The sequence below is a fragment of the Methylobacterium oxalidis genome (assembly GCF_007992195.1).
Taxonomy (GTDB): Bacteria; Pseudomonadota; Alphaproteobacteria; order Rhizobiales; family Beijerinckiaceae; genus Methylobacterium; species Methylobacterium oxalidis.
Window position 1 is genome coordinate 1 of the sequence record NZ_BJZU01000054.1, and the last position, 22,677, is coordinate 22,677.

At 72.9% G+C, this 22,677-nt stretch carries 24 protein-coding genes; 14 read left to right on the forward strand and 10 right to left on the reverse strand.

What is annotated here, in order from left to right; all coding sequences use genetic code 11:
- Positions 1-102: 102 nt before the first annotated feature.
- From MOX02_RS14225 to fae, 3 genes are all read left to right on the forward strand, one after another.
- Entirely contained in the window at positions 103-1,026 is a 924-nt protein-coding gene (locus MOX02_RS14225; protein ID WP_147026452.1) for an ATP-grasp domain-containing protein, read from the forward strand.
- Between the two features lie 2 nt (positions 1,027-1,028).
- Positions 1,029-1,943 carry a triphosphoribosyl-dephospho-CoA synthase gene (locus MOX02_RS14230; RefSeq protein ID WP_147026453.1) on the forward strand — a complete coding sequence of 305 codons (915 nt, stop codon included), beginning with the start codon at positions 1,029-1,031 and terminating at the stop codon, positions 1,941-1,943.
- Between the two features lie 157 nt (positions 1,944-2,100).
- A complete protein-coding gene (fae, locus tag MOX02_RS14235) occupies positions 2,101-2,613 on the forward strand; it encodes a 5,6,7,8-tetrahydromethanopterin hydro-lyase (RefSeq protein WP_147026454.1) in 513 nt (170 codons plus the stop codon).
- A 126-nt stretch (positions 2,614-2,739) separates the two neighbouring features.
- On the opposite strand, the gene MOX02_RS14240 is transcribed toward fae, so the two are convergent.
- Complete coding sequence (locus MOX02_RS14240; protein ID WP_147026455.1) at positions 2,740-3,429, reverse strand: HisA/HisF-related TIM barrel protein; 690 nt, start codon at positions 3,427-3,429, stop codon at positions 2,740-2,742.
- Between the two features lie 30 nt (positions 3,430-3,459).
- Here MOX02_RS14240 and MOX02_RS14245 point away from each other — a divergent pair, with 30 nt between their 5' ends.
- Both MOX02_RS14245 and MOX02_RS14250 read left to right on the forward strand, forming a co-directional pair.
- Positions 3,460-4,524 carry a hydantoinase/oxoprolinase family protein gene (locus MOX02_RS14245; RefSeq protein ID WP_147026456.1) on the forward strand — a complete coding sequence of 355 codons (1,065 nt, stop codon included), beginning with the start codon at positions 3,460-3,462 and terminating at the stop codon, positions 4,522-4,524.
- A gap of 31 nt (positions 4,525-4,555) precedes the next feature.
- On the forward strand, positions 4,556-4,756 hold the full coding sequence (locus MOX02_RS14250; RefSeq protein ID WP_147026457.1) for a hypothetical protein: 201 nt from the start codon (positions 4,556-4,558) through the stop codon (positions 4,754-4,756).
- Positions 4,757-4,762: 6 nt separating this feature from the next.
- On the opposite strand, the gene MOX02_RS14255 is transcribed toward MOX02_RS14250, so the two are convergent.
- The 7 genes from MOX02_RS14255 to MOX02_RS14285 are packed head-to-tail and all read right to left on the reverse strand — an operon-like array spanning position 4,763 to position 10,409.
- Positions 4,763-5,743, reverse strand: a complete 981-nt coding sequence (locus MOX02_RS14255) for a YncE family protein (protein WP_147026458.1) — start codon at positions 5,741-5,743, stop codon at positions 4,763-4,765.
- A gap of 5 nt (positions 5,744-5,748) precedes the next feature.
- The gene (locus MOX02_RS14260) at positions 5,749-6,279 is read right to left on the reverse strand and encodes an SRPBCC family protein (protein ID WP_147026459.1); all 531 of its coding nucleotides are present in this window, start codon (positions 6,277-6,279) and stop codon (positions 5,749-5,751) included.
- Positions 6,280-6,311: 32 nt separating this feature from the next.
- Complete coding sequence (locus MOX02_RS14265) at positions 6,312-6,902, reverse strand: DUF447 domain-containing protein (protein ID WP_147026460.1); 591 nt, start codon at positions 6,900-6,902, stop codon at positions 6,312-6,314.
- A 3-nt stretch (positions 6,903-6,905) separates the two neighbouring features.
- Positions 6,906-8,477 (reverse strand): DUF6513 domain-containing protein, encoded by a 1,572-nt coding sequence (locus tag MOX02_RS14270; protein ID WP_147026461.1) that lies wholly within the window; start codon positions 8,475-8,477, stop codon positions 6,906-6,908.
- Complete coding sequence (locus MOX02_RS14275) at positions 8,474-9,055, reverse strand: amino acid kinase family protein (protein ID WP_147026462.1); 582 nt, start codon at positions 9,053-9,055, stop codon at positions 8,474-8,476. Before MOX02_RS14275 ends, MOX02_RS14270 begins: the two co-directional genes overlap by 4 nt.
- Positions 9,052-9,780, reverse strand: coding sequence for a (5-formylfuran-3-yl)methyl phosphate synthase (locus MOX02_RS14280; RefSeq protein WP_147026463.1), 729 nt, complete (start codon positions 9,778-9,780; stop codon positions 9,052-9,054). Before MOX02_RS14280 ends, MOX02_RS14275 begins: the two co-directional genes overlap by 4 nt.
- A gap of 32 nt (positions 9,781-9,812) precedes the next feature.
- Positions 9,813-10,409 (reverse strand): DUF3280 domain-containing protein, encoded by a 597-nt coding sequence (locus tag MOX02_RS14285; RefSeq protein WP_147026464.1) that lies wholly within the window; start codon positions 10,407-10,409, stop codon positions 9,813-9,815.
- Positions 10,410-10,666: 257 nt separating this feature from the next.
- Here MOX02_RS14285 and pedA1 point away from each other — a divergent pair, with 257 nt between their 5' ends.
- From pedA1 to MOX02_RS14330, 9 genes are all read left to right on the forward strand, one after another.
- Positions 10,667-11,893, forward strand: coding sequence for a lanthanide ABC transporter ABC transporter substrate-binding protein PedA1 (pedA1, locus tag MOX02_RS14290; protein ID WP_147026465.1), 1,227 nt, complete (start codon positions 10,667-10,669; stop codon positions 11,891-11,893).
- Positions 11,894-12,028: 135 nt separating this feature from the next.
- Positions 12,029-13,015, forward strand: a complete 987-nt coding sequence (locus MOX02_RS14295; RefSeq protein ID WP_147026466.1) for a YVTN family beta-propeller repeat protein — start codon at positions 12,029-12,031, stop codon at positions 13,013-13,015.
- A gap of 98 nt (positions 13,016-13,113) precedes the next feature.
- Positions 13,114-13,548, forward strand: a complete 435-nt coding sequence (locus MOX02_RS14300; RefSeq protein WP_147026467.1) for a cupredoxin domain-containing protein — start codon at positions 13,114-13,116, stop codon at positions 13,546-13,548.
- A 9-nt stretch (positions 13,549-13,557) separates the two neighbouring features.
- A complete protein-coding gene (locus MOX02_RS14305; protein ID WP_147026468.1) occupies positions 13,558-13,824 on the forward strand; it encodes a hypothetical protein in 267 nt (88 codons plus the stop codon).
- On the forward strand, positions 13,821-14,582 hold the full coding sequence (gene pedB, locus MOX02_RS14310) for a lanthanide ABC transporter ATP-binding protein PedB/LutE (RefSeq protein WP_147026469.1): 762 nt from the start codon (positions 13,821-13,823) through the stop codon (positions 14,580-14,582). Before MOX02_RS14305 ends, pedB begins: the two co-directional genes overlap by 4 nt.
- Positions 14,579-15,463, forward strand: coding sequence for a lanthanide ABC transporter permease protein PedC (pedC, locus tag MOX02_RS14315; protein ID WP_147026470.1), 885 nt, complete (start codon positions 14,579-14,581; stop codon positions 15,461-15,463). The genes pedB and pedC overlap by 4 nt, the downstream gene beginning before the upstream one ends.
- Before the next feature lie 17 nt (positions 15,464-15,480).
- Positions 15,481-16,125 carry a hypothetical protein gene (locus MOX02_RS14320; RefSeq protein WP_147026471.1) on the forward strand — a complete coding sequence of 215 codons (645 nt, stop codon included), beginning with the start codon at positions 15,481-15,483 and terminating at the stop codon, positions 16,123-16,125.
- 332 nt (positions 16,126-16,457) lie between these two features.
- Positions 16,458-18,923, forward strand: coding sequence for a TonB-dependent receptor (locus tag MOX02_RS14325; RefSeq protein ID WP_147026472.1), 2,466 nt, complete (start codon positions 16,458-16,460; stop codon positions 18,921-18,923).
- Positions 18,924-19,086: 163 nt separating this feature from the next.
- Positions 19,087-19,461 carry a hypothetical protein gene (locus tag MOX02_RS14330; protein ID WP_147026473.1) on the forward strand — a complete coding sequence of 125 codons (375 nt, stop codon included), beginning with the start codon at positions 19,087-19,089 and terminating at the stop codon, positions 19,459-19,461.
- Positions 19,462-19,531: 70 nt separating this feature from the next.
- On the opposite strand, the gene MOX02_RS14335 is transcribed toward MOX02_RS14330, so the two are convergent.
- Both MOX02_RS14335 and MOX02_RS14340 read right to left on the reverse strand, forming a co-directional pair.
- Entirely contained in the window at positions 19,532-21,061 is a 1,530-nt protein-coding gene (locus tag MOX02_RS14335; RefSeq protein ID WP_147026474.1) for an undecaprenyl-phosphate glucose phosphotransferase, read from the reverse strand.
- 94 nt (positions 21,062-21,155) lie between these two features.
- Positions 21,156-22,382, reverse strand: coding sequence for a glycosyltransferase family 4 protein (locus MOX02_RS14340; protein ID WP_147026475.1), 1,227 nt, complete (start codon positions 22,380-22,382; stop codon positions 21,156-21,158).
- Positions 22,383-22,677: the final 295 nt, after the last annotated feature.

Below are 22,677 nucleotides of genomic sequence, written 5' to 3' on the forward strand. Positions count from 1 at the left end.
GTCCCTCTCCCGAACGGGAGAGGGGACCCGCGGACCTCCAGGCCGCCCTGGCGCCCGTTCAATCGCCCCCGACCTCGGACCTCCCCAACCTCGGACCTCCCCATGCGCATCGGCCTCGCGGCGGACAACGGCAACTGGCACAAGGGCCGCCTGCGGGCGGCGCTCGCCGCGCTCGGGCACGAGCCGGTGCTGTTCTCCCTCGCCGACGTGGCGGTGGTGACGGGCGGCGGCGAGCCGCTGCGCGTGCCGGGCTTCGCGGACGGGCTGCCGGACGGGGTCCTGCTGCGCACCATCGCGGGCGGCACCTTCGAGGCCACCACGATGCGGCTCGGCGTGCTGCACGCCCTCGTCGGCGCGGGCGTCACCGTCTGGAACAGCCCGGTCGCCATCGAGCGCTCCGTCGACAAGGCGGCGACCTCGCTCCTCGTCGCCCGCGCCGGCCTGCCGACCCCGGACACGTTCGTGGTCTCGAGCCGCGGGGCCGCCGCGGAGATCGTCGCCCGCGAGGCCGGCCCCGGCCGCCCGCTCGTGCTCAAGCCCCTGTTCGGCTCGCAGGGGGAGGGCCTGCAGCTCGTCGAGCGGCCCGAGGACCTGCCGCCCGAGGAGGCGGTCGCCCGCGTCTACTACCTGCAGCGCTACATCCCCCGCGCGGACGGACTCTGGCGCGATTACCGGGTCTTCGTCTGCGAGGGCCGGGCGATCGCCGGCATGATCCGCGAGGGCGACGGCTGGATCACCAACGTCCACCGGGGCGGGCGCCCGTTCCCCTGGGCGATGCCGGCCCGCGCCGCCGAGCTCGCGGAGGCGGCGGCCGCGGCGGTCGGCGTCGACTACACCGGCGTCGACCTCGTGGAGGACGGGCAGGGCGGCTACCTCGTATTGGAGGTCAACAGCATGCCGGCCTGGTCCGGTCTGCAGCGGGTGACAGAGGTGGACATCGCGGGCGCCGTCGCCCGCGGCTTCCTCAACGCGGTGCGGGCGGCCCGGCCGCCGCTCCGCCCCGCCCTCGTCGCGGCGCAGGCCTGAGCGTGGCCGGCCTCGCGCCCGGCCCGATCGCCTCGCTCTACCGGGCGGCCTGCCTCGCCGAGCTCGACGCGATCAAGCCCGGCAACGTCCACGCCTTCGCGGCCGGCCACCGGATGGCGGTGGCCGATTTCGTGACGAGCGCCGAGGTCTCGGCGCCCCACCTCGCCGCGGGCGGCGCCGGCGTCGGCGCCCGGGTCGCGGCCGCCATGGACGCGACGATGCGGGCGGTCGGGCAGAACACCAACCTCGGCATCCTGCTGCTCTGCGCGCCGCTCGCGGTCGCGGCCGAGCGCGGCCTTCCGCTCCGGGCGGTGCTGGCGGGGCTCGACCGGGAGGACGCGGAAGGCGTCTTCGCCGCGATCCGGCGCGCCAATCCGGGCGGGCTCGGCGCGGCGCCGCGCCACGACGTGACCGCGACGGGGCCCGCCCCGCCGCTCGGCGAGGCGATGGCGGAGGCCGCCGACCGCGACGCCATCGCCCGCGCCTACGTGACCGACTACGCGGACCTCAGGGCGATCGGCCTGCCCGCCCTCGCTGAAGCCCGGGCCGCCGGCCTCGCGCCGCCCTGGACCACCACCGCCGTGCACCTCGCCTACCTGACGCGGCTGCCCGACAGCCACATCGCCCGCAAGCACGGGCCGGCGCGGGCCGAGGCCGCCCGCGCGGAGGCCGAGGCCGCGCTGGCCGGCCTCGCCCTCGGGGAGGCGGCGGCGGAGGCGCTGCTCGCCCACGACCGGGCCATGAAGGAGGCCGGGCTCAACCCCGGCACGAGCGCCGACCTCACCGTCGCCACCCTGTTCCACGACGCGCTGACGGCGGCGGGCGCCGGGCTCGCCGGGCCTTGGCCGGCGCGGGGTCCCGAGGCCGGTCCGTCAACCCGGGAGCCGCGCGAGAAATTACCGAATCCAGGGCTTTGAGCAGGGTTGTTACGGGCAGGGCCCCGCTGTAGGGTCCGCGCCGCTATCCGGGCTAACCGGTTCGGCCCCCTGCCGAACGTCGCAAACAAGGATGGCCGTCGGCCGTGCCTGATCCTGGGGCGGCCGTGTCTTTTCGATTAGCAGGGAGAGACCCCGAATGGCAAAGATCAACAAGGTGCAGGTCGGCGAGGCTCTCGTCGGCGACGGCAACGAGGTCGCCCACATCGATCTCATCATCGGACCGCGCGGCTCGCCGGCCGAGACGGCCTTCTGCAACGGCCTCGTGAACAACAAGCACGGCTTCACCAGCCTGCTCGCGGTCATCGCGCCGAACCTGCCGTGCAAGCCGAACACGCTGATGTTCAACAAGGTCACCATCAACGACGCCCGCCAGGCCGTCCAGATGTTCGGCCCCGCCCAGCACGGCGTCGCCAAGGCCGTGCAGGATTGCGTCGCCGAGGGCATCATCCCGGCCGACGAGGCCGACGACCTCTACATCCTGGTCGGCGTGTTCATCCACTGGGAAGCGGCCGACGACGCCAAGATCCAGAAGTACAACTACGAGGCCACCAAGCTGTCGATCCAGCGCGCCGTGAACGGCGAGCCGAAGGCTTCGACCGTCACCGAGCAGCGCAACTCGGCCTCGCACCCCTTCGCCGCCAACGCGTAGATCGGGGACAGTCCTGGGCAGAGCGAGCCTCCGCCCGCACCGCGGGGCCTGCTCCAGCGACTGGCTTCCATCTTCCTCGGCCGCTAGGCCCCTCAGGTGGGACGGCACACGCCGTCCCACCTTTTTTCATGCCCGCGCCCCGATCCGCCCGTCGTGGATCGCCGAGGCCACCAGGGCGCCGGCCGCGCCCGCCTGCCGGAGCGCCGCGAGATCCTCCGGCCCGCGCACGCCGCCCGCCGCGTAGAGCCGCGCCCCCGGCGCGCGCGCGCGGACCGCCGCGAGCGCCGAAAGATCCGGCCCGAGCCCCGCCCCGACCCGCGCGAGCGTCATCACGATCACGTCGTCGGGCCAGAGGTCCGGCCGCTCGTGGATCTCCGCCGGCCCGAGCCGCTCCGCGCCCCGGCTGTCGAGGGAGAGGATCGCGCGGTCGCGCCAGGCCCGAACCAGCGCCGCGTCCTCCTGGCTCTCGCTGCCGAGGACCGGCCGGCCGAGGCCCGCGGCCAGGAACGCCTCGACGTCGGGGCCCCGCGCGAAGCCCGCGTCGAGCCACAGCGCGACGCCGGGGCAGGCGCGCGCCACCGCCTCGACCGCGGCGAGGTCGGGGGGCGTCCCGTCGACGATGGCGTCGAGGTCCGCCACGTAGAGGGTGCGCGCGCCCGCGGCGCGGATCAGCGCGGAAGCGACCGCGCCCGGCTCCGACCCCTTTGCCAAGGGCGTCTCGATCGGGGCATAGGAGTGCCGCTCGCCCTTGCGCGCCCGCACCACGCGGCCGTGGCGCAGGTCGATGACCGGGATGACCGCGAACGGCGTGCCCATCTGTCCCTCCTCTTGCCGGGAACCGCCCCCTTGACCCGAGACGCCGCGCCAGAGCCAGAACCCACCGTCGGCTGGGATCTCGGCGGGGTCCATGTCAAGGCGGCGCTCGTCGCCGGGGGCCTCGTGCGCGCCGTCGTGCAGGCGCCGTGCCCGCTCTGGCGCGGACTGCCCGCCCTCGACAGGAGCCTCGCGGAGCTGCCCGACTGGGCCCGCGGCAGCGCCCGCCACGCGGTCACGATGACGGGCGAGCTGACGGATTGCTTCGAGGACCGGACGGACGGCGTCGCCCGGCTCTCGTCCTGGGCCGCGGCGAACCTGGCCGGGCGGGTCGCGATCTACGCCGGCCGCGCGGGCTTCGTCGCGCCGGCCGAGGCGGGCGGCCGGGCGGCGGACGTCGCCTCGGCCAACTGGCACGCCACCGCCGCGCTCGTCGGGCGCCATCTCGGGCAGGCGCTCCTCGTCGATATCGGCTCGACCACCGCCGACCTGATCCCGGTCGTCGGCGGCCGCCCGGAGGCCGCGGGCTACAGCGACGCCGAGCGCCTGGAGACGGGGGAGCTCGTCTACACGGGCGTGGTCCGCAGCCACCTCGTGGCGCTGAGCCCCGAGGCGCCCTGGCGCGGGCGCCGCACCCGCCTGATGGCCGAGACCTTCGCCAACACCGCCGACGTCTACCGCCTCACCGGCGACCTGCCCGAGGGCGCCGACCAGCAGCACAGCCCCGACATGAAGGGCAAGTCGCTGCCCGAGAGCGAGACCCGCCTCGCCCGCACCATCGGGCGCGACCGGGGCGAGGGCAGCGCCGCCGAGTGGCGGGCGCTCGCCGGGCATTTCGCGGAGGCGCAGCTGCGCCTCCTGCACGATGCGGCCGCCACGGTCCTGTCGCGCCCCGGCCTCGGCTCCGATGCACCGCTCGTCGCCTGCGGGGCGGGCGCCTTCCTCGTCGCGCGGCTGGCCGCGCGCCTCGGGCGGCCGTGCCTGACCTTCACCGACCTCGTGGCGGAGCGCATCGCGGGGGAGCCGGGCTGGGCCTCGACCTGCGGCCCCGCCGTGGCGGTGGCCCTTCTCGGCGCCGCGGACTTTCCGGCCGCCTGAGCGTTTCCCTCACCCCACCACGGAGACCTGCATGCGCCCGACCCAGAGACTGGCCCGCATCCTGGCGACACGCACCGGCGAGGAGATCGAGCTCGCCATCGCCACGGCCGGCGGCGAGACCCTGAAGGTCCTCGCCACGCAGGAGCAGATCGACATGCTGGTGGACGAGTTGGAGGACATCCTGAACTCGCCGGCGGAAGGGGCGCCGGGCGGGCCGCAGGACGCGGCCTGAGGCGCCCTACCGCAAGAAATCCCCGAAGGCGCGGGGCCCGTCGCCCACCGCGATCTCCTTCGTGACGGCGAGCGTGGCCGCGTCGATCACGCTCAGCGTGTTCTCGCCCCAGTTCGCCACGTAGAGCCGGCTCCCGTCGCGGCTCGCGGCCATCCCCTCGGGGTGGTCGCCGACGTCGATCGCGGTCTCGCGCGCGAGGCTCGCGAGGTCGAACACCGTCACGCTCGCCGTGTACTGGTCGGTGACGAAGCCGCGCCCGCCGGCCAGGGCCACCACGTAGGGGCGCTCGCCCGTCTTCACCCGGCCGATCTCGCGGCCGGCCGCGACGTCGATCACCGAGACGTCGTCCGAGAGCACGTTCGCCGTGTAGGCCCGCTCCGCCCTCGGGTCGAGGGTGATGCCGAACGGGTGCGTGCCGACCGGGATGACCCGCGTCTCGCGCCGGCTGCCCGCGTCGACCACCGAGACCGTGTTGGCCTCCCGGTTCGCCACGAGGAGGGTGGCGCCGTCCGGCGTCACCGCGATCCCGGAGGGCGAGGCGCCGACCGCGATCTCCCCGTCCGGCACCAGCGTCCCGTCCCTCGGCAGCAGCACGAAGAGCCGCCGGCCGTACCAGTCGGCCACGTAGACGGCGCCGCTGACCGGGTTGCAGGCGATGCCGAGCGGCCCCCCCGGCAGCGGGACGGTGGCGGCGAGGCGGCGGGCGTCGAGGTCGATCAGGGCGAGGCCCGGCCCGTCGGGCTGCGTGACGTAGGCGGTCTTCCGGTCGGGCGAGAGGGCGACGCCCGCGGTCGAGCCCGGCACCGGGATGCGCGCCGCGACCGTGCCGGCGTCGAGATCCACGATCTCGACGGCGTTGGCGCCCTGCACCGTCACCACCGCCTCGCCCGCGCCGCAGGGCGGCGGGGCGATGAGGATCGCGAGGGCGACGGGCAAGGAGAGGAGGCCGGCGCGGAGCCGGCCCCCCGCCTGGAGCGGGGTGCCCACGCCGGCTACGAGCCCTTCTCGACCTTGGCCTTCAGGGCGTCGAGGCCGGTGCGGTAGAGGCCGCGGACCGCCTTCTCGGAGTTCTCGTCGTTCAGCTCGGGCGGCGGATCGTTGTTCATGTAGCCGCGGTAGAAGGCGCCCTTCCAGGTGACCTTCGACTTGGCCCCGTCGCCCTCGACCTCGATGGTGGAGGAGTAGTCGTTCACCGGCAGGGTCTTCACGTCGACCTTGTCGATCCGGTACGAGTAGCTCTTCTTGTCGGCGGAGTACTTGGAGAGCTCCTCCACCACCGTGGCGCCGCCCTTCAGCGTCAGGGTGCGGGTGGCCTTCGGCTCGTTGCCGCCCTTGCCCTCGGTCTTCTCGACCGGCGGCAGCCAGCTCATGTCCTGGAAGTTGCCGACCACGGCCCAGACCTTGTCGGCGGGCGCGTTGATCTCGACGGATTCGGAGATCTTCCGGCGGGTCGGCCCGTGGGCCTCGGCGGAGAACGAGACGACGGCGAGCGCGGCCGCCGTCGCAAGGGCCAGCATCTTCATGGGGTTCCTGTCTCCTTCACGCGCCGCTTGCCTCACGCGGCGTCGGGGTTTGCGAGGATTCGGTCCGTGCCGAGGGCGGCCGAGACCTTGTCCTCGATCCAGTCCCAGGCCTCGCGCTCGCGGGGCCCGGCTGTCTTGGATACGGCGATCGCCAGATAGCGCATCTCGGAGAGGATCTTCTCCGGCTCCAGCATGTGCAGCCGCGTCGAGAGGATCGCAGCCTCCAGGACCGCGCTCTGCGCCCGGTTGTAGCCGAGGAAGGGCGCGTGGCTCTCCTGGTGGACCATGCGCCCGCGGAAGCGCGGGCGCGTGGCGTCGTCCTCCACCGAGGCCACCGCGAACTCCGCGTGGGCGAAGCTGTCGGACAGCCGCATCCCGCGGATCCGGGCGCAGGGCTCGACCGGCCAGTCGCGCCGCCCGGTGACGCAGCCCGCGATGACGCGCACGTCCCGCGGCGCCGAGGCCGCGAAGACGGGGTTCGCCTCGAGGTTCAGGATGGTCGGGGAGGGCCGGAAGGGGGCGAGGACGAGGTCCTCGCCGTCCTGGATCAGGCCGAAGGGCACGAGGTGCATCTCGCCCGCAGGCGAGAGCGTCGTCACGATGGTCTCGAGGATCAGCGGCATGGCTCAGGCGCTTCCGGCCGGCACGAGCTTGCCGCAGACGATCCGCGCCTGCCCCTCGGCGGGCGCCTCCGCGAGGCCCGCGCTCTCGGTCCGGGCCTGTTCCGGGCCCACCGTCTCCGGCGGCCCGGCCCCGGCCTCGGGGGAGATCCTGGCGGCGTCGCGGGTGCCGGGCGGCGGGCCGCCGGGCCCGGAATGCTTGGTGTGGCCGGCCTTCTTGAAGGCCGTCGCGTCCTCGGCCTCCTCGTCGGCGGCCGCGCCCCAGCGCAGGGGCTCGTCCTGCACGTAGCGCTTGCCGAGCCGCCAGGCCGTCTCGGCCTTGGCGAGCTCGGCCCCGAGGTAGAAGGCGTGGGCGCCGTCGCTCGCCACGTTGAGGTCCGGGAAGAAGGCCATCGCGTCGGTGCCGACCTTGTGGATGTCGCGGTTGTAGACGTGGATGCCGTCCTCGGCGACCGCGATCCGGTAGTTCGGGTCGCGCACCTCGGCGGCCAGCGCCGCGATCTCGTCGGGTGTCTGCACGAAGGGCCGCTTGTCGTGAAGTGCCAGAAGTGCCCGGCCGTAGCCCTTGGGCAGCGCCGCGTCGGCCTTGGCCGCGTACATCACGCGCCGTGCGGCGTCGTGCTCCTCCACGGTGCGGCGGGTGTGGTTCGAGACCTGCACGATCAGCACGCTGCGGATGTCGAGCTCCGAGCAGATGCCGAGGAGGAGCGCCGTCACGCCGAGGCTGTCGGCCTCGGTCAGCTCCGTCAGGTTGCCGGTGCCCATCATCATCTCGATGTCGGGATGGCGGGCGCGCAGGTCGCGGTAGCGGGCGACCGAGTCCGTGAAGCCGAAATGGATCGGCTCCAGGATCGGGTCGGCCAGGAAGGGGCGGCCGGCGCGCCGCATCCGCTCGATCGCCCGGTCGAGGGAGGGCACGTCGTCAGGCCGCATCGGCACGAGGACGGGCACCGCGTCCGTCTCGAAGGCGAGGTCGAGCGTCTCCTCGTTGAGGCTGAGGAGGTAGTCGGCTCCGGCCCTCGCCCCGCGGGTCAGTTCGTCGAGGGAGAAGGAATCGACGCTCACCCTCAGCCCCGCGCCCTTCAGGAGGCGCACGCTCTCCTCCAGGTGCGGGAAGGCGGTGTCGGGCAGGCCGCCGAGGTCGATCACGTCGGCGCCGCGGGCCGCGAGGTCGAGGCCCTTGGCCAGGATCTCCCCGGGGCTCATCTTCGAGGCGTCGACGATCTCGGAGAAGATGCGCAGGTCGTGCCGCGACAGGTCGACCGTGCGGCCGGCGAGCCCGAGATGGGCCGGCAGGTCCACGATCTCGTCGGGCCCGCGCTCCACGGGCACGCCGAAATGCGCGGCGAGCGCCTCCGGGTTCGCGCGGCAGCGGCCGGGCAGCACGATCCGGGTCGCGCCCTCCGGGATCCGCACCCGGCGGCGGATGATCTCCTCGGTCATCAGCGCGGCGACCTTCACGCCGGCATCGGCGATGGTCCAGGCGAAGCGGTCGGCCGGCAGGCCGGCCGCGACCTTCTCGAGCCGCGCCCGGGCGAGCTTGCCGGTGACGAAGACGAGGTGCTCGGGCGCGCTCACGCGGCCTCCCGGACGCGCTCCGCGCCGCGCAGCTCGATGCGGCCGCCGTAGCGCGCGGCGAAGTCCGGGAAGGCGGCGTCCACGAGGCCGAGCCGCGCGAGCTCCGCCGGGCCCGCTCCGGGCGGGCAGGGGGCGGCCTTCACGAGGATGCAGGCGGCGGCGCCGACCTCGGCCGCGAGCCAGAGCGCCAGGCTGTCCGAGGTCACGGACCAGGATTCGGGGATGTCCGGGCGGCCGGCCCTGAGCCCGGCCGGGTCCCAGACGGGGAGGGCGCCGGCGGCGGCGCGGCGTGCCGCCTCGGCCGGCTCCCGGACGATCGCCGCGGCGGGCTCGAGCGCGGAGAGGACCTCCGCCATCCGCCCCATCGCGTCGAGGGCGAGGCGGTGGGCGAGGGCGTCGTCGAAGGCGAGGGCTCCTTGAGCCCGGCGCACCGCGTCGGCGAAGGGGCCGCCGCCCGGCACGACGATGCAGGGCCCCTCGGCGCCCGCGGCGAGGGCGGCGAGGGTGGCGCGCAGGCGCTCCCGGTCGCCGAGCAGGCTGCCGCCGAGCTTCACCACGCGGAGGCCGGGGGCGCTCACGCGGCGTCCCGCCGTCCGGACGCCCGCAGGGCCGCGACCGCGGCGGCGAGGCGGGCGGGGTCGAGGCCGGCCCGGCGCTCGCCGCCGCGGCAGAGGCCGCCGCGGAAGCCGAGATAGTCCGGCCGCGCGGCCGCGAGGGCGGCGATGTCCTCGATCCGCAGGGAGCCGGCGAGCCCCGTCAGGAGGCCCTGCGCCCGGCAGCCCGCGCAGAAGGCGGCGAGCGCGGGGGCCGCGAGCCGGTCGCCGAGGCGGCCCCCATCCTTGACGGCGGTGTCGATCATCGCGCCGACGAAGCCCGCGGCGGCGAGGCGCGCGGGATCCTCGGGCCCGATCCCGTCCTCGGCGAAGAGCACGGCGATGAGGCGCCCCGGCGCGGCACTTGCCGCGGCGGCGAGCGCCTCGGGCCCGGCCCGCAGGCCGGGCGGCACGGAGACCTTCAGGAAATCGGCCCCCGTCGCCGCGAGGCCGGCGACGCGCCGGGCGAGATCGGCCGCGTCCGCCGGCTCGCCCGCCACCGCGCTCGTGGCGGCGCGCCCCGCGACCGCCGCGAGGATGGCGCGCACCGCCTCCGGGGGGAGGGCGCCGAGGGCGCCGCGATCCGGGTCCTTGGCGTCCACGAGGTCGGCCCCCGCCTGCGCCGCCAGCGCGGCCTCGGCCGCGTCGCGGACGCTGACGAGCAGGCGCGGGGCGGCGGCGGAGGATGCGAGCGGGACGGGCTTCGGCACGGGACGCAACGGATGCTCGCTCAGACTGACCTTCAGGACCGGTTCGGTAGCGGCTCGGCGAGGAGCCGGTTCTTGACGACCCAGCGCATGGCGTGGGCCCAGGTATCATCGGTATCGGCCCGGATCACCACCTGCCCGCCGCGCACGACCTTGCCGGTGGCCGCGTCGCTGATGACGACGTTCAGGTTGAAGATCTGGTTCGATCCCTTCTCCACATAGCCGGTCACGGCGAGGTCCGCACCCAGCGTCTTGGCGATGCCGGCCGCGCAGCCCTCGCATTTGTAGAGGGGCGCCTGCTTGGCGATCTCGGCCGATTGCGGGGCGACGTCCACGGGCTCGACCGCGCCGTTCGCCTGGAGCGCCTTGCGCAGCTCCTCCGTCACGAGGGCGAGCTTGCGGGTCTCGTCGGGGCGCGGCTTGCGGCCGCCGACGACGCCGGGGTCGAGGAGCTCGATGGTGAAGATCGCGGCCTTCTCGGGCGCCGCCGCGGCCTTCTCGGGGGCTGCCGCGGCCTTCTCTGGGGCTGCCGCGGCCTTCTCGGGGGCTGCCGCGGCCTGCGCGGCGGCGAGGGGCAGGACCAGGGCGGCCAGGACGGGGGCGCTCAGGAGGGTGCGGGCGCGTCGGGACATGCGGGTCTGTCTCATGCGGGCGGCCCGTGCTTCGGCAGGGGCGCGCCGGCTGCCGCGACCGGCCGCGCCCGGCCCTACACCTCGGGCGGGAGGCGGATTTGGCAACGGGCGCCTCGCCGCAGGGGCGCGGGGGGCGCGCTCGTGAGGCATGGGGCGGGCGCGGAGGATTTCCTCAGCCCTAGGATTCCGGCCCTTAGGGTTCCCTTATGTTTCCGCCGTTGTGGGCGCGGGGGCAATGTTGCTAGCGTGCCGCCCGCATGCGCCTGCCCACACGCACCCTCCTCGCCGCCCTCGCCCTCGGCCTCGCGGGCCCCGTCCCGCCGGGGCCGGCCCGCGCGCAGGAGCCGGCCGCCCCGCCGGCGCAGCCGCAGGCCCTCGAGACGCGGATCGGCGTCCTCTACCGGCCGCAAGCCGTGCCCGCCTCCTACGACGCCGAGGCCGTGCCCGAGGACGAGGGCGTGGCCGGCGCCCGGATGGGCATCCAAGACAACAACACCACCGGCCGCTTCACCAAGCAGACCTACGCCCTCGACGAGGTGGCGCTGGCCGAGGGCGGCCCGAGCGCGGTCGAGGCCGCCAAGGGCCTCGTGGCCAAGGGCGTGAAGTACCTCGTCCTGGCGCTGCCCGCCGCCGAGGTCCTGGCGGTATCCGACGCGGTGAGGGCGGACGGCGCCGTGGTCTTCAACGCGGCCGCCCCCGACGACGCCCTGCGCGGGGCGGAGTGCCGGGGCAACGTGTTCCACATCGTGCCGAGCCGCGCGATGCTGACGGACGCGCTCGCCCAGTTCCTCACCTTCATGCGCTGGCGCAAGCTCTTCCTGATCGTCGGCCCGAACGAGGCCGACCGGCTCTACGCCGAGGCCTGGAAGAACTCCGCCCGCAAGTTCGCCCTCAAGATCCAGGCCGAGAAGCCCTGGACCTTCGGGCCGCTCGCCCGGGCGCGGGGCGACACGCCGACCCGGGCCGAGGCGATGGTCTTCACCCGCGGCATCGACTACGACATGGCCATCGTCGCCGACGAGGCGAACGACTGGGGCGACTACGTGCCCTACAAGACGGTCGACCCGCGGCCGGTCGGCGGCACGCAGGGGCTGATCGCCACGACCTGGCACCCGACCCTGGAGACCTGGGGCGCCGCGCAGGCGCAGAACCGCTTCCGGCGGCTCGCCGGGCGCCTGATGCGCCCCCTCGACTATCAGGCCTGGGCGGCGGTGCGGGCGGTCGGCGACGCGGTGACGGCGCGCAAGACCAACGACCCCGCCTCCATCGCCGCCTTCCTGGTCGACCCGGCCTTCAGCCTGCCGGCCTACAAGGGCGTCTCCCTGAGCTTCCGCCCCTGGGACCACCAGTTGCGCCAGCCCCTCATCATCGTGCAGCCGAAGGCGGTGGTGTCGGTCGCGCCCGAGCAGGGCTACCAGCACCAGCGCACGGTGCTCGACACGCTCGGCCTCGACCAGCCCGAGACCGCCTGCAAGTTCCGGTAGCTGGGGACGGGGCCCGCCTGCGGCAATCGTGATCGGCCCGAGGCCGCGCCCGAGCCTCGCAACCTGCGGCAAACGCACTACTATCCGCGGCCAACAGCCCATGCCGAAGACGGCGGGCGCCAGGGAGGACACCATATGAGCCGCTGCTTCAGGGCGGGATTGAGCGGCGCGGCCCTGGCGGCCGCCCTGCTCGCGGCCTCGGGTTCGGCGCACGCCTACACGGTCTACGTCACGAACGAGAAGGGCAACACGGTCAGCGTCATCGACTCGACGACGCTCGCCGTCACGGCGACCTGGAAGGTCGGGCGCCGGCCCCGCGGCGTGACCACGAGCAAGGACGGCAAGGAGCTGTTCGTCTGCGCCAGCGACGACGACCGCATCGACGTGCTCGACACCGCGACCGGCAAGGTGGTGCGCTCCCTGCGCTCGGGCCCCGACCCGGAGCAGTTCATCCTCGCGCCCGAGGGCAACCCCCTCTACGTCGCCAACGAGGACGACAGCCAGGTCACGATCATCGACATCGAGAAGAACAGGATCCTGGCCGAGGTCCCGGTCGGGGTCGAGCCGGAGGGGATGGGCCTGAGCCCGGACGGGAAGGTGCTCGTCAACACCTCCGAGACCACCAACATGGCCCACTTCATCGACACCAAGACCTTCCAGGTGATCGACAACGTGCTGGTCGACGCGCGCCCCCGCTTCGCCGAGTTCACCACGGACGGGAAGTTCCTCTGGGTCTCGGCCGAGGTCGGCGGCACGATCAGCGTGATCGACGTGGCGACCCGCCGCGTGATCAAGAAGATCACCTTCAAGATCCCGGGCGTGAACGACGAGGCGATCCAGCCGGTCGGCATCCGCATCACCAGGGACGGCGCCAAGGCGTTCGTGGCGCTCGGGCCCGCCAACCGCGTGGCCGTGATCGACGCCAGGACCTACGAGGTCGAGAAGTACCTGCCGGTCGGCCAGCGGGTCTGGCAGCTCGCCTTCACGCCGGACCAGAAGCTCCTGTTCTCGACGAACGGCACCTCGAACGACGTCTCGGTGATCGACGTCGAGGCCGGCAAGGTCGTCAAGAGCATCCCGGTGGGGCTGCTGCCCTGGGGCGTCGCGGTCTCGCCGCAGTGAGGCCGCGGGCTCCAGGCGCCGCAGGCTCAGCGCGCCGCACCGGCACGGATCATCAGGACAGGACCGCCCGCAGGGGCGGCAGGGGAGGAACGGACACGATGAGGCGCATTTTCCGGCTCGCGGCCCTCGGCTTCGCGGGTCTCGCCGTGGCGGCCCCCGCCCACGCGCTCGACCTCACCAAGAAGCGCGAGAACCTGCCCGACCTCGTGCTCGGCAACGAGGAGGGCAACGACTTCGTTGTCGAGAACAAGGACATCGAGATGGAGGCCGGCCGGGCCTACCGGCTGCGGATCGTCGCCAAGGGGCGCCAGGAGTACAAGTTCTACGCGCCCGAGTTCTTCCGCTACATCTGGCTCAACCAGATCGTCATCAACCACCTGGAGATCCACGGCGGCGGCCCGCCGGACCACCTGGAGTTCGACGATCCGGGCGAGATCGCCATCGAGTTCGTGGCCATCAAGCCGGGCACCTACAAGTGGGAGGCCCGCGGCCTGGAGTCGAAGGGCATGACCGGCACGATCTCGGTGAAGTAGGAGCCTCCCATGCGTCCCACGCTCTCCGCCCTGGCCGGCCTCGTCGCCGGCCTCGTCACCGGCCCTCTGGCCGCCGCGCCCGCCCTCGCCGACGACAAGGCCGCCTGTGCCGAGGGCATCGCGTCGATCAAGGCCGCGCTCGCGGCGAACCCGCCCGAGGCCGCCGCGGCCAAGGCGAAGAAGGCCCTGCGCGTCGCCGAGCGCGAGCAGGGGGAGGGCGAGTTCGACGAGTGCGTCGAGGCCGTCTCCGACGCCAAGCGGGCGCTCCCGAAATGACCACCGGCCCCGCCGCGGCGGCCCTCGACGTCGCGCATGTGAGCCACCGCTTCGGCGCGCGGGCCGCCCTGTCGGACGTCTCGATCCGGGTCGAGCGGGGCCGCTTCATGGCCCTGCTCGGCCCGAACGGCGCCGGCAAGACGACGCTCTTCTCGGTGATCACCCGCCTCTACGCCAACCAGGACGGCAGGGTCTCGATCTTCGGCCACGGGCTCGACCGGGAGCCCTCGCGGGCGCTCGCCCGCCTCGGCGTCGTCTTCCAGGCCCGCACCCTCGACACCGACCTGACGGTGGCGCAGAACCTCCACTACCACGCGAGCCTGCACGGCATCGGCCGCCGGGCCGCGCGGGAGCGGATCGCCCAGCTCCTCGACCGGGTCGGCCTCGCGGACCGGCGCGACGACAAGGTGCGCACGCTCTCGGGCGGCCAGTCGCGGCGCATCGAGATCGCCCGCTCGCTGGTGCACGGGCCGAGCCTGCTGCTCCTCGACGAGCCGACGGTCGGCCTCGACCTCGAGTCGCGCGCCGACATCGTGGCGATCGTGCGGGCGCTGGTGCGGGAGGAGGGGCTCTCCGTGCTCTGGGCCACCCACATCTTCGAGGAGATCGAGGCCGGCGACGACGCCGTGGTGCTCCACCGCGGCCGCATCGTCGCGCGCGGGCAGGCCGGCAGCATCGGCTCCGAGGGCGAGAGCCTGGAGAGCGCCTTCCGCCGCCTCGTCGCCGAGCCGAAGGACGGAGGCCGGCAGGCCGCATGAGCACGCAGCCGCAGACCCTCGCCCCGCCGGCCCGCCCGGCCGCCGTGCCCCATCGGGGCCGCCTCGACGCGGCCGGCTACCTGATCTGCCTCGGCGGCATCGTCCGCCGGGAGCTGCTGCGCTTCTTCAACCAGAAGGAGCGGTTCTTCTCGGCTCTGGTGCGCCCGCTCGTCTGGCTGTTCATCTTCGCGGCGGGCTTCCGCAACACGCTCGGCGTCTCGATCGAGCCGCCCTACCAGACCTACGTGCTCTACGAGGTCTACGTGGTGCCCGGCCTCGCCGTGATGATCCAGCTCTTCAACGGCATGCAATCCTCCCTCTCCATGGTCTACGACCGCGAGGTCGGCTCCATGAAGGTGCTGCTGACGAGCCCCTACCCGCGCTGGACGCTGCTCCTCGCCAAGCTGATCGCGGGCGTCACCGTCTCGGTGGTGCAGGCCTACGCGTTCCTCGCCATCGCGTATTTCTGGGAGACCGACATCCCGCCGGTCGGCTACGTCGCGGCGCTGCCCGCCTTCGTGGCAGCGGGGCTGATGCTCGGCGCGATCGGGCTGCTGCTCTCCTCGATGGTGCGCCAGCTCGAGAACTTCGCCAGCGTGATGAACTTCGTGATCTTCCCGATGTTCTTCGCCTCCTCGGCGCTCTACCCGCTCTGGCGGATCCGCGAATCGTCCGAGACGCTCTACTGGATCTGCCAGTGCAACCCGTTCACACACGCCGTGCAGCTCGTGCGCTTCGCCCTCTACGGGCAGTTCGAGCCCGTTGCCTTCGCCGTGGTGGCGGGCACCACGATCGCCTTCTTCACCCTCGCGGTGATCGCCTACGACCCCGGCCGCGGCATCATGGCCCGGCGCGGGGGCCCGGCCGGAGAGACCGCATGATCCGACGGATTCGAGCCATGACCGACCGCACCACCCGCCTCGCCCTGATCGCGCTCGCGGGCTTGAGCCTCCTCGCCGGGCCCGCCGCCGCGCAGCCGCGGACCGACCCCGACTGGCCTTGCGTGCAGCGGAAGGTGCCGACCCTCAGCCCCGGCACCGTCTGGACCGGGCCGGACATCGAGGCGGCCGGCCCCTGGGGCGACGATTTCGAGGCCGCGGCCCTCGCCCAGAAGATCGCCTCGCGCCGCACCGAGCTGAAGGACGTGGACGGGCTCCTCGACGCCTACGTGGCCAAGCTCGACGAGACCAAGGACCCCGACAAGGCCAAGCACCTGACCCACGTCTTCGCGGGCGTGTTCGAGGTCATCAACAACGAGCGCTCGCGGGTGATGAGCGGCATCGCGCGCTACGCGCAGGGCCAGCGCCGGATGGCCGAGCGCATCCGCGCCGAGGCCGACCAGATCAGCCAGACCAAGGACGCCCCGAGCGCCCAGGACGCCCGCGACATCCCCAAGGACCAATCCGAGGTCGAGACGAAGTTCAACTGGGACCGGCGCATCTTCCAGGAGCGCAGCCAGTCGCTCGCCTATGTCTGCGAGGTGCCGACCCTCCTCGAGCAGCGCCTCGGCGAGATCGCCCGCAAGATCCAGGCCCGCCTCTGAGCCGGCCCGCCATCCCGCAGAAAACTACCGAAGGTTGTATCAGCGCTGCCCTTCCTGCGTGGGGCAGCGCGCGCGGCCCGGCTCCGCCCCGGAGACCGATTGCCACTTTATCCCGGATTTGTTTGCCGGAAGTACCCTAACATCTTGAAATTGTAGAAGAAATCTGTTGCACGGTCGCCACGGGCCGCCGCGATCGCGGCGCCCGCGCCCCTCGGGCGCCGATTTCGCCCGGAAAGCGGGGCCGCTCCGATTGTTCCCGCGCACGATCCCCAGCATGAAGGGACCATAAGCTCCGCCACAAGGAGCCGGGGCTCGATTCAAGGGGTTGGGGAATGGGTATGCGGGCGCTTCGCGGCAGCCTGATCGCGTCGGTGGCCATGCTGCCGTGCCTGGCGCAGGCCCAGCAGGGCGGCACTCAGGCGGTCACGCTGCCGGAGCTCGACGTGGTGGCGACGTCGCCGGTGGGCGGCATCGGCAGTGCGGGGGGCGCGGCCGGCGCCGCGGGCGTCGGGCGCCTGCCGCTGTCGAAGGTGCCCTTCACGGTCGAGACCGTGACCGCCGCCGACATCGCGCAGGACCGCGCCACCCTCGATCCCACCTTCACGCTGGCCCGACGCGCCGCCGGCGTGAACCTGTCCGACGGCCAGGGCAACAGCTTCCGCCAGACGCTGACCTATCGCGGCTTCGACGCCTCCCCGCTGCAGGGCGCGCCGCAGGGACTCGCCGTCTACCAGAACGGCGTGCGCATCAACGAGGCGTTCGGCGACGTGGTGAACTGGGACCTGATCCCCACCGTCGCCATCAACCGCATCGACATCGTCACCGGCAACCCGATCTTCGGCCTCAACGCGCTGGGCGGCGCGGTCAACATCGAGATGAAGAACGGCTTCACCTGGCAGGGCAAGGAGGTGACGGTCTTCGGCGGCTCGGACGGCCGCATCGCCGGCTCGCTCCAGTACGGCGAGCAGATCGGCCCGTGGAGCTTCTACTTCGCGGGCGAGGGCCTGCGCGACCGCGGCTGGCGCTTCGAGTCGCCGAGCGAGATCGGCCGCGTCTACGCCGACCTCGGCTACCGCACCCCGGACGCCGAGTTCCACGTCATCGCGTCCGGCGCCAAGACCTTCTTCGGCGCCGCCGCCGCCGCGCCCGTGGACTTCACCCGCCTCGACGAGCGGGCGATCTTCACCTACCCGCAGTCGATCGCGACCGAGATGGGCCAGATCCAGGTCAACGGCAAGGTCAACATCTCGCCGACCTGGGACCTCGCCGGCAACGCCTACGTCCGCCGCTTCAGCCAGTTCGTGATCGACGGTAACGACGCCGAGTTCGAGAATTGCAGCCGCCAATCCTCCTTCCGCGGCTCGCTCTGCTTCGAGGATGACGGCTTCTTCCCCGCGCCGGGCCAGTCGCAGCTCGCCTTCCGCAACCAGTTCCTCATGCAGGGCCGGAACACGCCGCGTATCCCCTTCACGCCGGGCGTGCCCTACGGCACCCTCGACACGGTGCGCACGGAGGCCCTCGGCTACGGCGGAACGCTCCAGGCGACGAACCGCGACCGGATCTTCGACCACTCGAACACCTTCATCGTCGGCGGCAGCATCGACGTCGCGGATTACGGCTTCAAGTCGCAGAGCACGCTGGGCATCATCAACCCGGATCTCAGCGTCACCACGAACCCGAACAACCCGACCTACGGCTTCGTGCCGGGCGTGGGCACGACGCAGCTGCGCACCGCGGCGGCGCTCGGCATCGCGCCGAGCTCGGTCACCGGCTCGAACCTCTACATGGGCCTCTACGCCCTCGACACGTTCGACGTGACCGACGCCCTCTCGATCACGGCGGGCGCCCGGCTCAACTTCGCCCGCATCTCGACCACCGATCTCACGGGCTTCTCGCCCGACGTCAACGGCACCCACTACTTCAGCCGGATCAACCCGGTGGCGGGCCTGACGTACCGGTTCTTCCCGTGGCTGAACCTCTACGGCGGCTACTCGGAATCGAACCGCGCCCCGACCCCGCTGGAGCTCGCCTGCGCCAACCCGCAGCGCCCCTGCCTGCTGCCGAACTCGCTGGTCGCCGACCCGCCGCTGGAGCAGGTGGTGGCCCGCACCTACGAGGCCGGCTTCCGCGGCACCGTGCCGAACTTCTACGAGGACGGCGTCTTCAATTACAAGCTCGGCTACTTCCGCACCGACCTGTCGAACGACATCCTGCAGCTCGCCGTGCCGGGCAACGCCGCCCGCGGCTACTTCGTGAACGTGCCCGCCACCCAGCGCCAGGGCGTCGAGGTGCAGGCCGAGTACGCGATGCCCGGGCTGAGCGTCTACGCGAACTACGCGCTGATCGACGCGACCTTCCAGTTCACCGGCACGCTGTCCTCGCCGAACAACCCGCTCGCCAACCCGGACGGCTCGATCGACATCCGGCCCGGCAACAAGCTGCCGCTCGTCCCCGAGCACCAGTTCAAGATCGGCTTCGACTACATGATCACGCCGATCTGGCGGTTCGGCGCGAACCTCGCGGCCTACTCGTCGTCCTACTTCCGCGGCGACGAGTCGAACATCAACCCGAAGCTGCCCGCCTACTACACGGTGAACCTGAACTCGAGCGTCCAGCTCACCGACAACACGCAGGTCTTCCTGCTGATCACCAACCTGTTCAACAACCGCTACGCCAATTTCGGCACGTTCCTGGAGCGCGAGGCCAACTTCGCCAACCGCTTCGTCCTGAACGATCCCCGCACCACCACGCTGGTGCAGCCGCTCTCGGTCTACGGCGGCCTGCGCTACACCTGGTGAGCCGAGCCGCGGCGGCCCGGCCTGCGCCGGGACGCCGCACGGCGCGAACCGGCACACAACCTTGGCGGGAGGAACCGTTCTCCCGGCCATCGCTTCTCCCCCCACTCTGACGACGGGCCGCCGAACCCCCGGCGGCCCGTTCCACATTCGGGAGAAGCGTCTGATGCGGATATCCGCCCTGATTCCGGCTGCCCTCGCGGCCTCCACCGCCCTCGCGACCCTGGCCGCCGGCCCGGCGCTGGCCACCTCCTGCGCCGAGGAGATCTCGACGCTGGAGCGCCGCCTCGACAGCGCGGGCGCGGAGAAGGTCACCGGCAAGGAGCCGCCGGGCGGGCCGACCTCCTCGCATTCCGACAAGGCGCTCGCCCAGCCGCCCGGCGGCAAGCCGAGCGATCCGAGCGTCAAGCCCTCGGCCTCCGGCGTTCAGGAAGCCCGGGACCTCGTGCAGAAGGCCAAGGCCGAGGAGAAGGCGGGCAACGCGGAAGGCTGCCGCAACACCATCATGAAGGCCAAGGAGAAGGCCGGCGCCCTGCCCTGAGGGTGCCCGCGCCGTGAGCGCCGACCATCATCCCCCGTTTGCCGGGAAACGCGATGGTCGGCGCTCACGATCAATAGGCGTTCTGGGTCCTGAACAGCGCGAAGGGTGTCGTGATCAGGATCTGGAGGTCGAGCAGCACCGACCAGTTCTCAATGTAGTAGAGGTCGTGCTCGACGCGCCGCTGCAACTTCTCGCTGGTGTCGGTCTCGCCGCGCCAGCCGTTCACCTGCGCCCAGCCGGTGATGCCGGGCTTGACCCGGTGGCGGGCGAAGTAGCCGTCGACGACCTGGTCGTAGAGGGTGTTGGCCGCCTTCGCCTGAAGGGCGTGCGGACGGGGCCCGACCAGCGAGAGGTCGCCGCGGATCACGTTCAGGAGTTGCGGCAGCTCGTCGAGGCTCGACTTCCGGATGAAGCGGCCGACCGGCGTCACCCGCGGGTCGCCCCGGGTCACCTGCCGGGCCGCCTCGTGGTCGCACTGGTCGACGTACATCGAGCGGAACTTGAAGACCTCGATCAGCTCGTTGTTGAAGCCGTGCCGCTTCTGCCGGAACAGGATCGGGCCCGGCGAGGTCAGCCGCACCGCGAGCGCCACGGCGAGCATCACGGGTGAGAGCAGCACGAGCAGGGCGAGGCCGACGCTCCGGTCGAACGCCGCCTTCACCACCACGTCCCAGTCCGCGATCGGCTTGTCGAACACGTCGAGCACCGGCACCGAGCCGATGTAGGAGTAGGCGCGGGGCCGCAGCCGCAGCTTGGTGGCGTGGGCCGACAGCCGGATGTCGATCGGCAGCACCCAGAGCTTGGCCAGCATCTGGAGGATGCGCCCCTCCGCCGAGATCGGCAGGGTGAAGACGATGAGGTCGAGCCGGGCCTGGCGGGCGTAGGCGACGAGATCGCTGACCGTGCCGAGCTTCGGGTAGCCCGCGACCACGTCGGTGGAACGGTCGTCGTTGCGGTCGTCGAACACGCCGACGATGCGGATGCCCGTGTCGCCCTGCGCCTCGAGTGCGCGGATCAGCTCCTCGGCCACCGGGCCGCCGCCGACGATGGCGGTGCGGCGGTCGAACCGGCCCTTGCGCACCTGGGCGCCCACCACCTGCGCGAGCAGGAAGCGGCCGCCGAGGACGAGCATCAGCCCGCCCGCGAAGTAGGTTCCGAGCCAGAGCCGGGAATAGTGGTCGGCGACCTTGGCCAGCACCATGCCGGCGGCGACCAGGAGGAAGGCGAGGGACCAGCCCGCGGTGAGCTTGAGGGCCGCCGGGAAGAAGGCCCGGAACGCCGCCATCCGGTAGGTGCCGGCCGCCTGGAACAGGGCGAGGGCGAGGCCCGACACCGCCAGGATCGCCGCGGCGTAGGGAAGTCCGAGCGGGACGAGGCCACGCAGCATCGTCTGATGCAGCACGAGGCCGAAACCGGCGATCAGCACGAACTCGGCGCCGCGGACGAGGCCAGCCAGCACCAACGGCGAGATCGCCGGACCGGGCAGCTTCGCGCCGGCCTCCGCGGGCGGCACGCGCGCCGATGCCTCGCCCGTCGCGGCGACGGCGGCTTCGCGCTGGCCTGCGACTTTCAGGAGATCGCGAACGTCGAAAGCACTCATCGGACTCTCAGCCCCCGGCCGCGACCTCTCGCGGCCCCGCACCGGCCACCGCCAGGTTCCCGCCGCAGGGTTGCAGGCTTGCCTCTCGAAAGGCTTAAAGCCCGGTGCGGACCTGCACCGGAGCCGCGGTTCCGGAGGCTTCCGCCAGTGCGCCCTCCCGGCGGCGTGCCCGGAAGGCGGCCGCGTAGCCCGAGAGCACGTCGGCGCCCATCCGCTCCATCGAGAAGCGCAGCCGCACCGAGGCGCTGAGCGCCGCGAAGCGGGCGCGGCGACTCTCCGGCTCCTCGTCGAGCACCCGGGCGATCGCCGCCTTGAGCGCGGACGCGTCGCGGGGCGGCACCAGATCGGACGCGGCGGCGCCGAAGATCTCCGGGATGCCGCCGACATCGGTCGCCACGAGCGGCTGGGCGGCGGCGGCCGCCTCCAGCACCACGTAGGGCAGGGACTCGGCGAAGGAGGGCACGACCATGATGCGGCCGCGGGCCAGCACGGGGCGGATGGGCTGGGCGGGCTCGAAGGCCACCGACTCGGTCAGCCCGAGGTCGCGGACCTGGCCCGCGAGGCTCTCGGCGTCGGGCCCCGAGCCGACCATCAGGAGCCGCAGGCGGCGCCCCTCGGCGCGCAGCTGTGCCAGCGCCTGCAACAGCACCGGCAGGCCCTTGGCGTCGCGCAATTCGCCCACGTAGACGAGGTCGAAGGGGTCCGCTGCCGGCTCCACCGGCTCGAACTCGGTTGCGCCGATGCCGTTGTGGACGATCCGCGCGAGGGCCGCCTCGGAACCGACATAGGCGCTGTGGCGGCGCGCCACGTACTCGCTCTCGAACAGGAATACGTCCGTGCGCCGGGCGAGCAGGCCCTCGGCCGCCATGTAGAGCCGGTGCATCGCGGTGCCCGGCCGGTAATTGTAGCTGCCGCCGTGGGGCGTGTAGGCGCGGATGGTGGGCGCGCCGCCGGGAACGTGGCAGAGCCGGGCGTAGGCGCCGCCCTTGGCGCCGTGGCCGTGCAGCACGTCTGCGGCGACGGACCTCGCCCGCCTCGCCACGGCGAGGAGGGCAGCGGCGTCGGAGGGGTGAGGGTTGCGGCGCATCGGCACCCGCGTCACCCCGAGAGCGAGATGGGGCGCCAGCGCGGAGAGGGCCGCCTCGGCCCGCTCGCCGCCGGTCGACGCGTCGCAAACGATGCCGACTTGGTGCCCGGCTGCGGCCTGCAGCCGGGTGAGGTCGACCACGTGCCGGAACAGCCCGCCCACCGGCGCCCTGAAGACATGCAGGATACGGTAGGCCTGTGCGGCCTCGATCAAGGGGACGGAGGGGGCGAGCACGGAAACGACTCCGGGGACGGCGCGGAACTGCCCCGGAGGCTAGGACTCCACACCTGCCCGGCGGTTAAGGCGCCGGCCCGGCGCGCCCTGCGGGCCGCCCATTTGTGGAGAGGGTTAGAGCCGACCTAAGAGGATCCGGAAAATCCCATCGGTCGGGCGGATCCGGCCGGCGTCGGACCTTGAGACAAGGATCCTGACCGAAGGCTGTGAGGGCCGACGGTGCCGGGGGTCGAAGCTGATCGGGCACGTCCTCGCGGCAACGTGCTGCGGGTGAGCGCAACCCCCACCTCTCCCG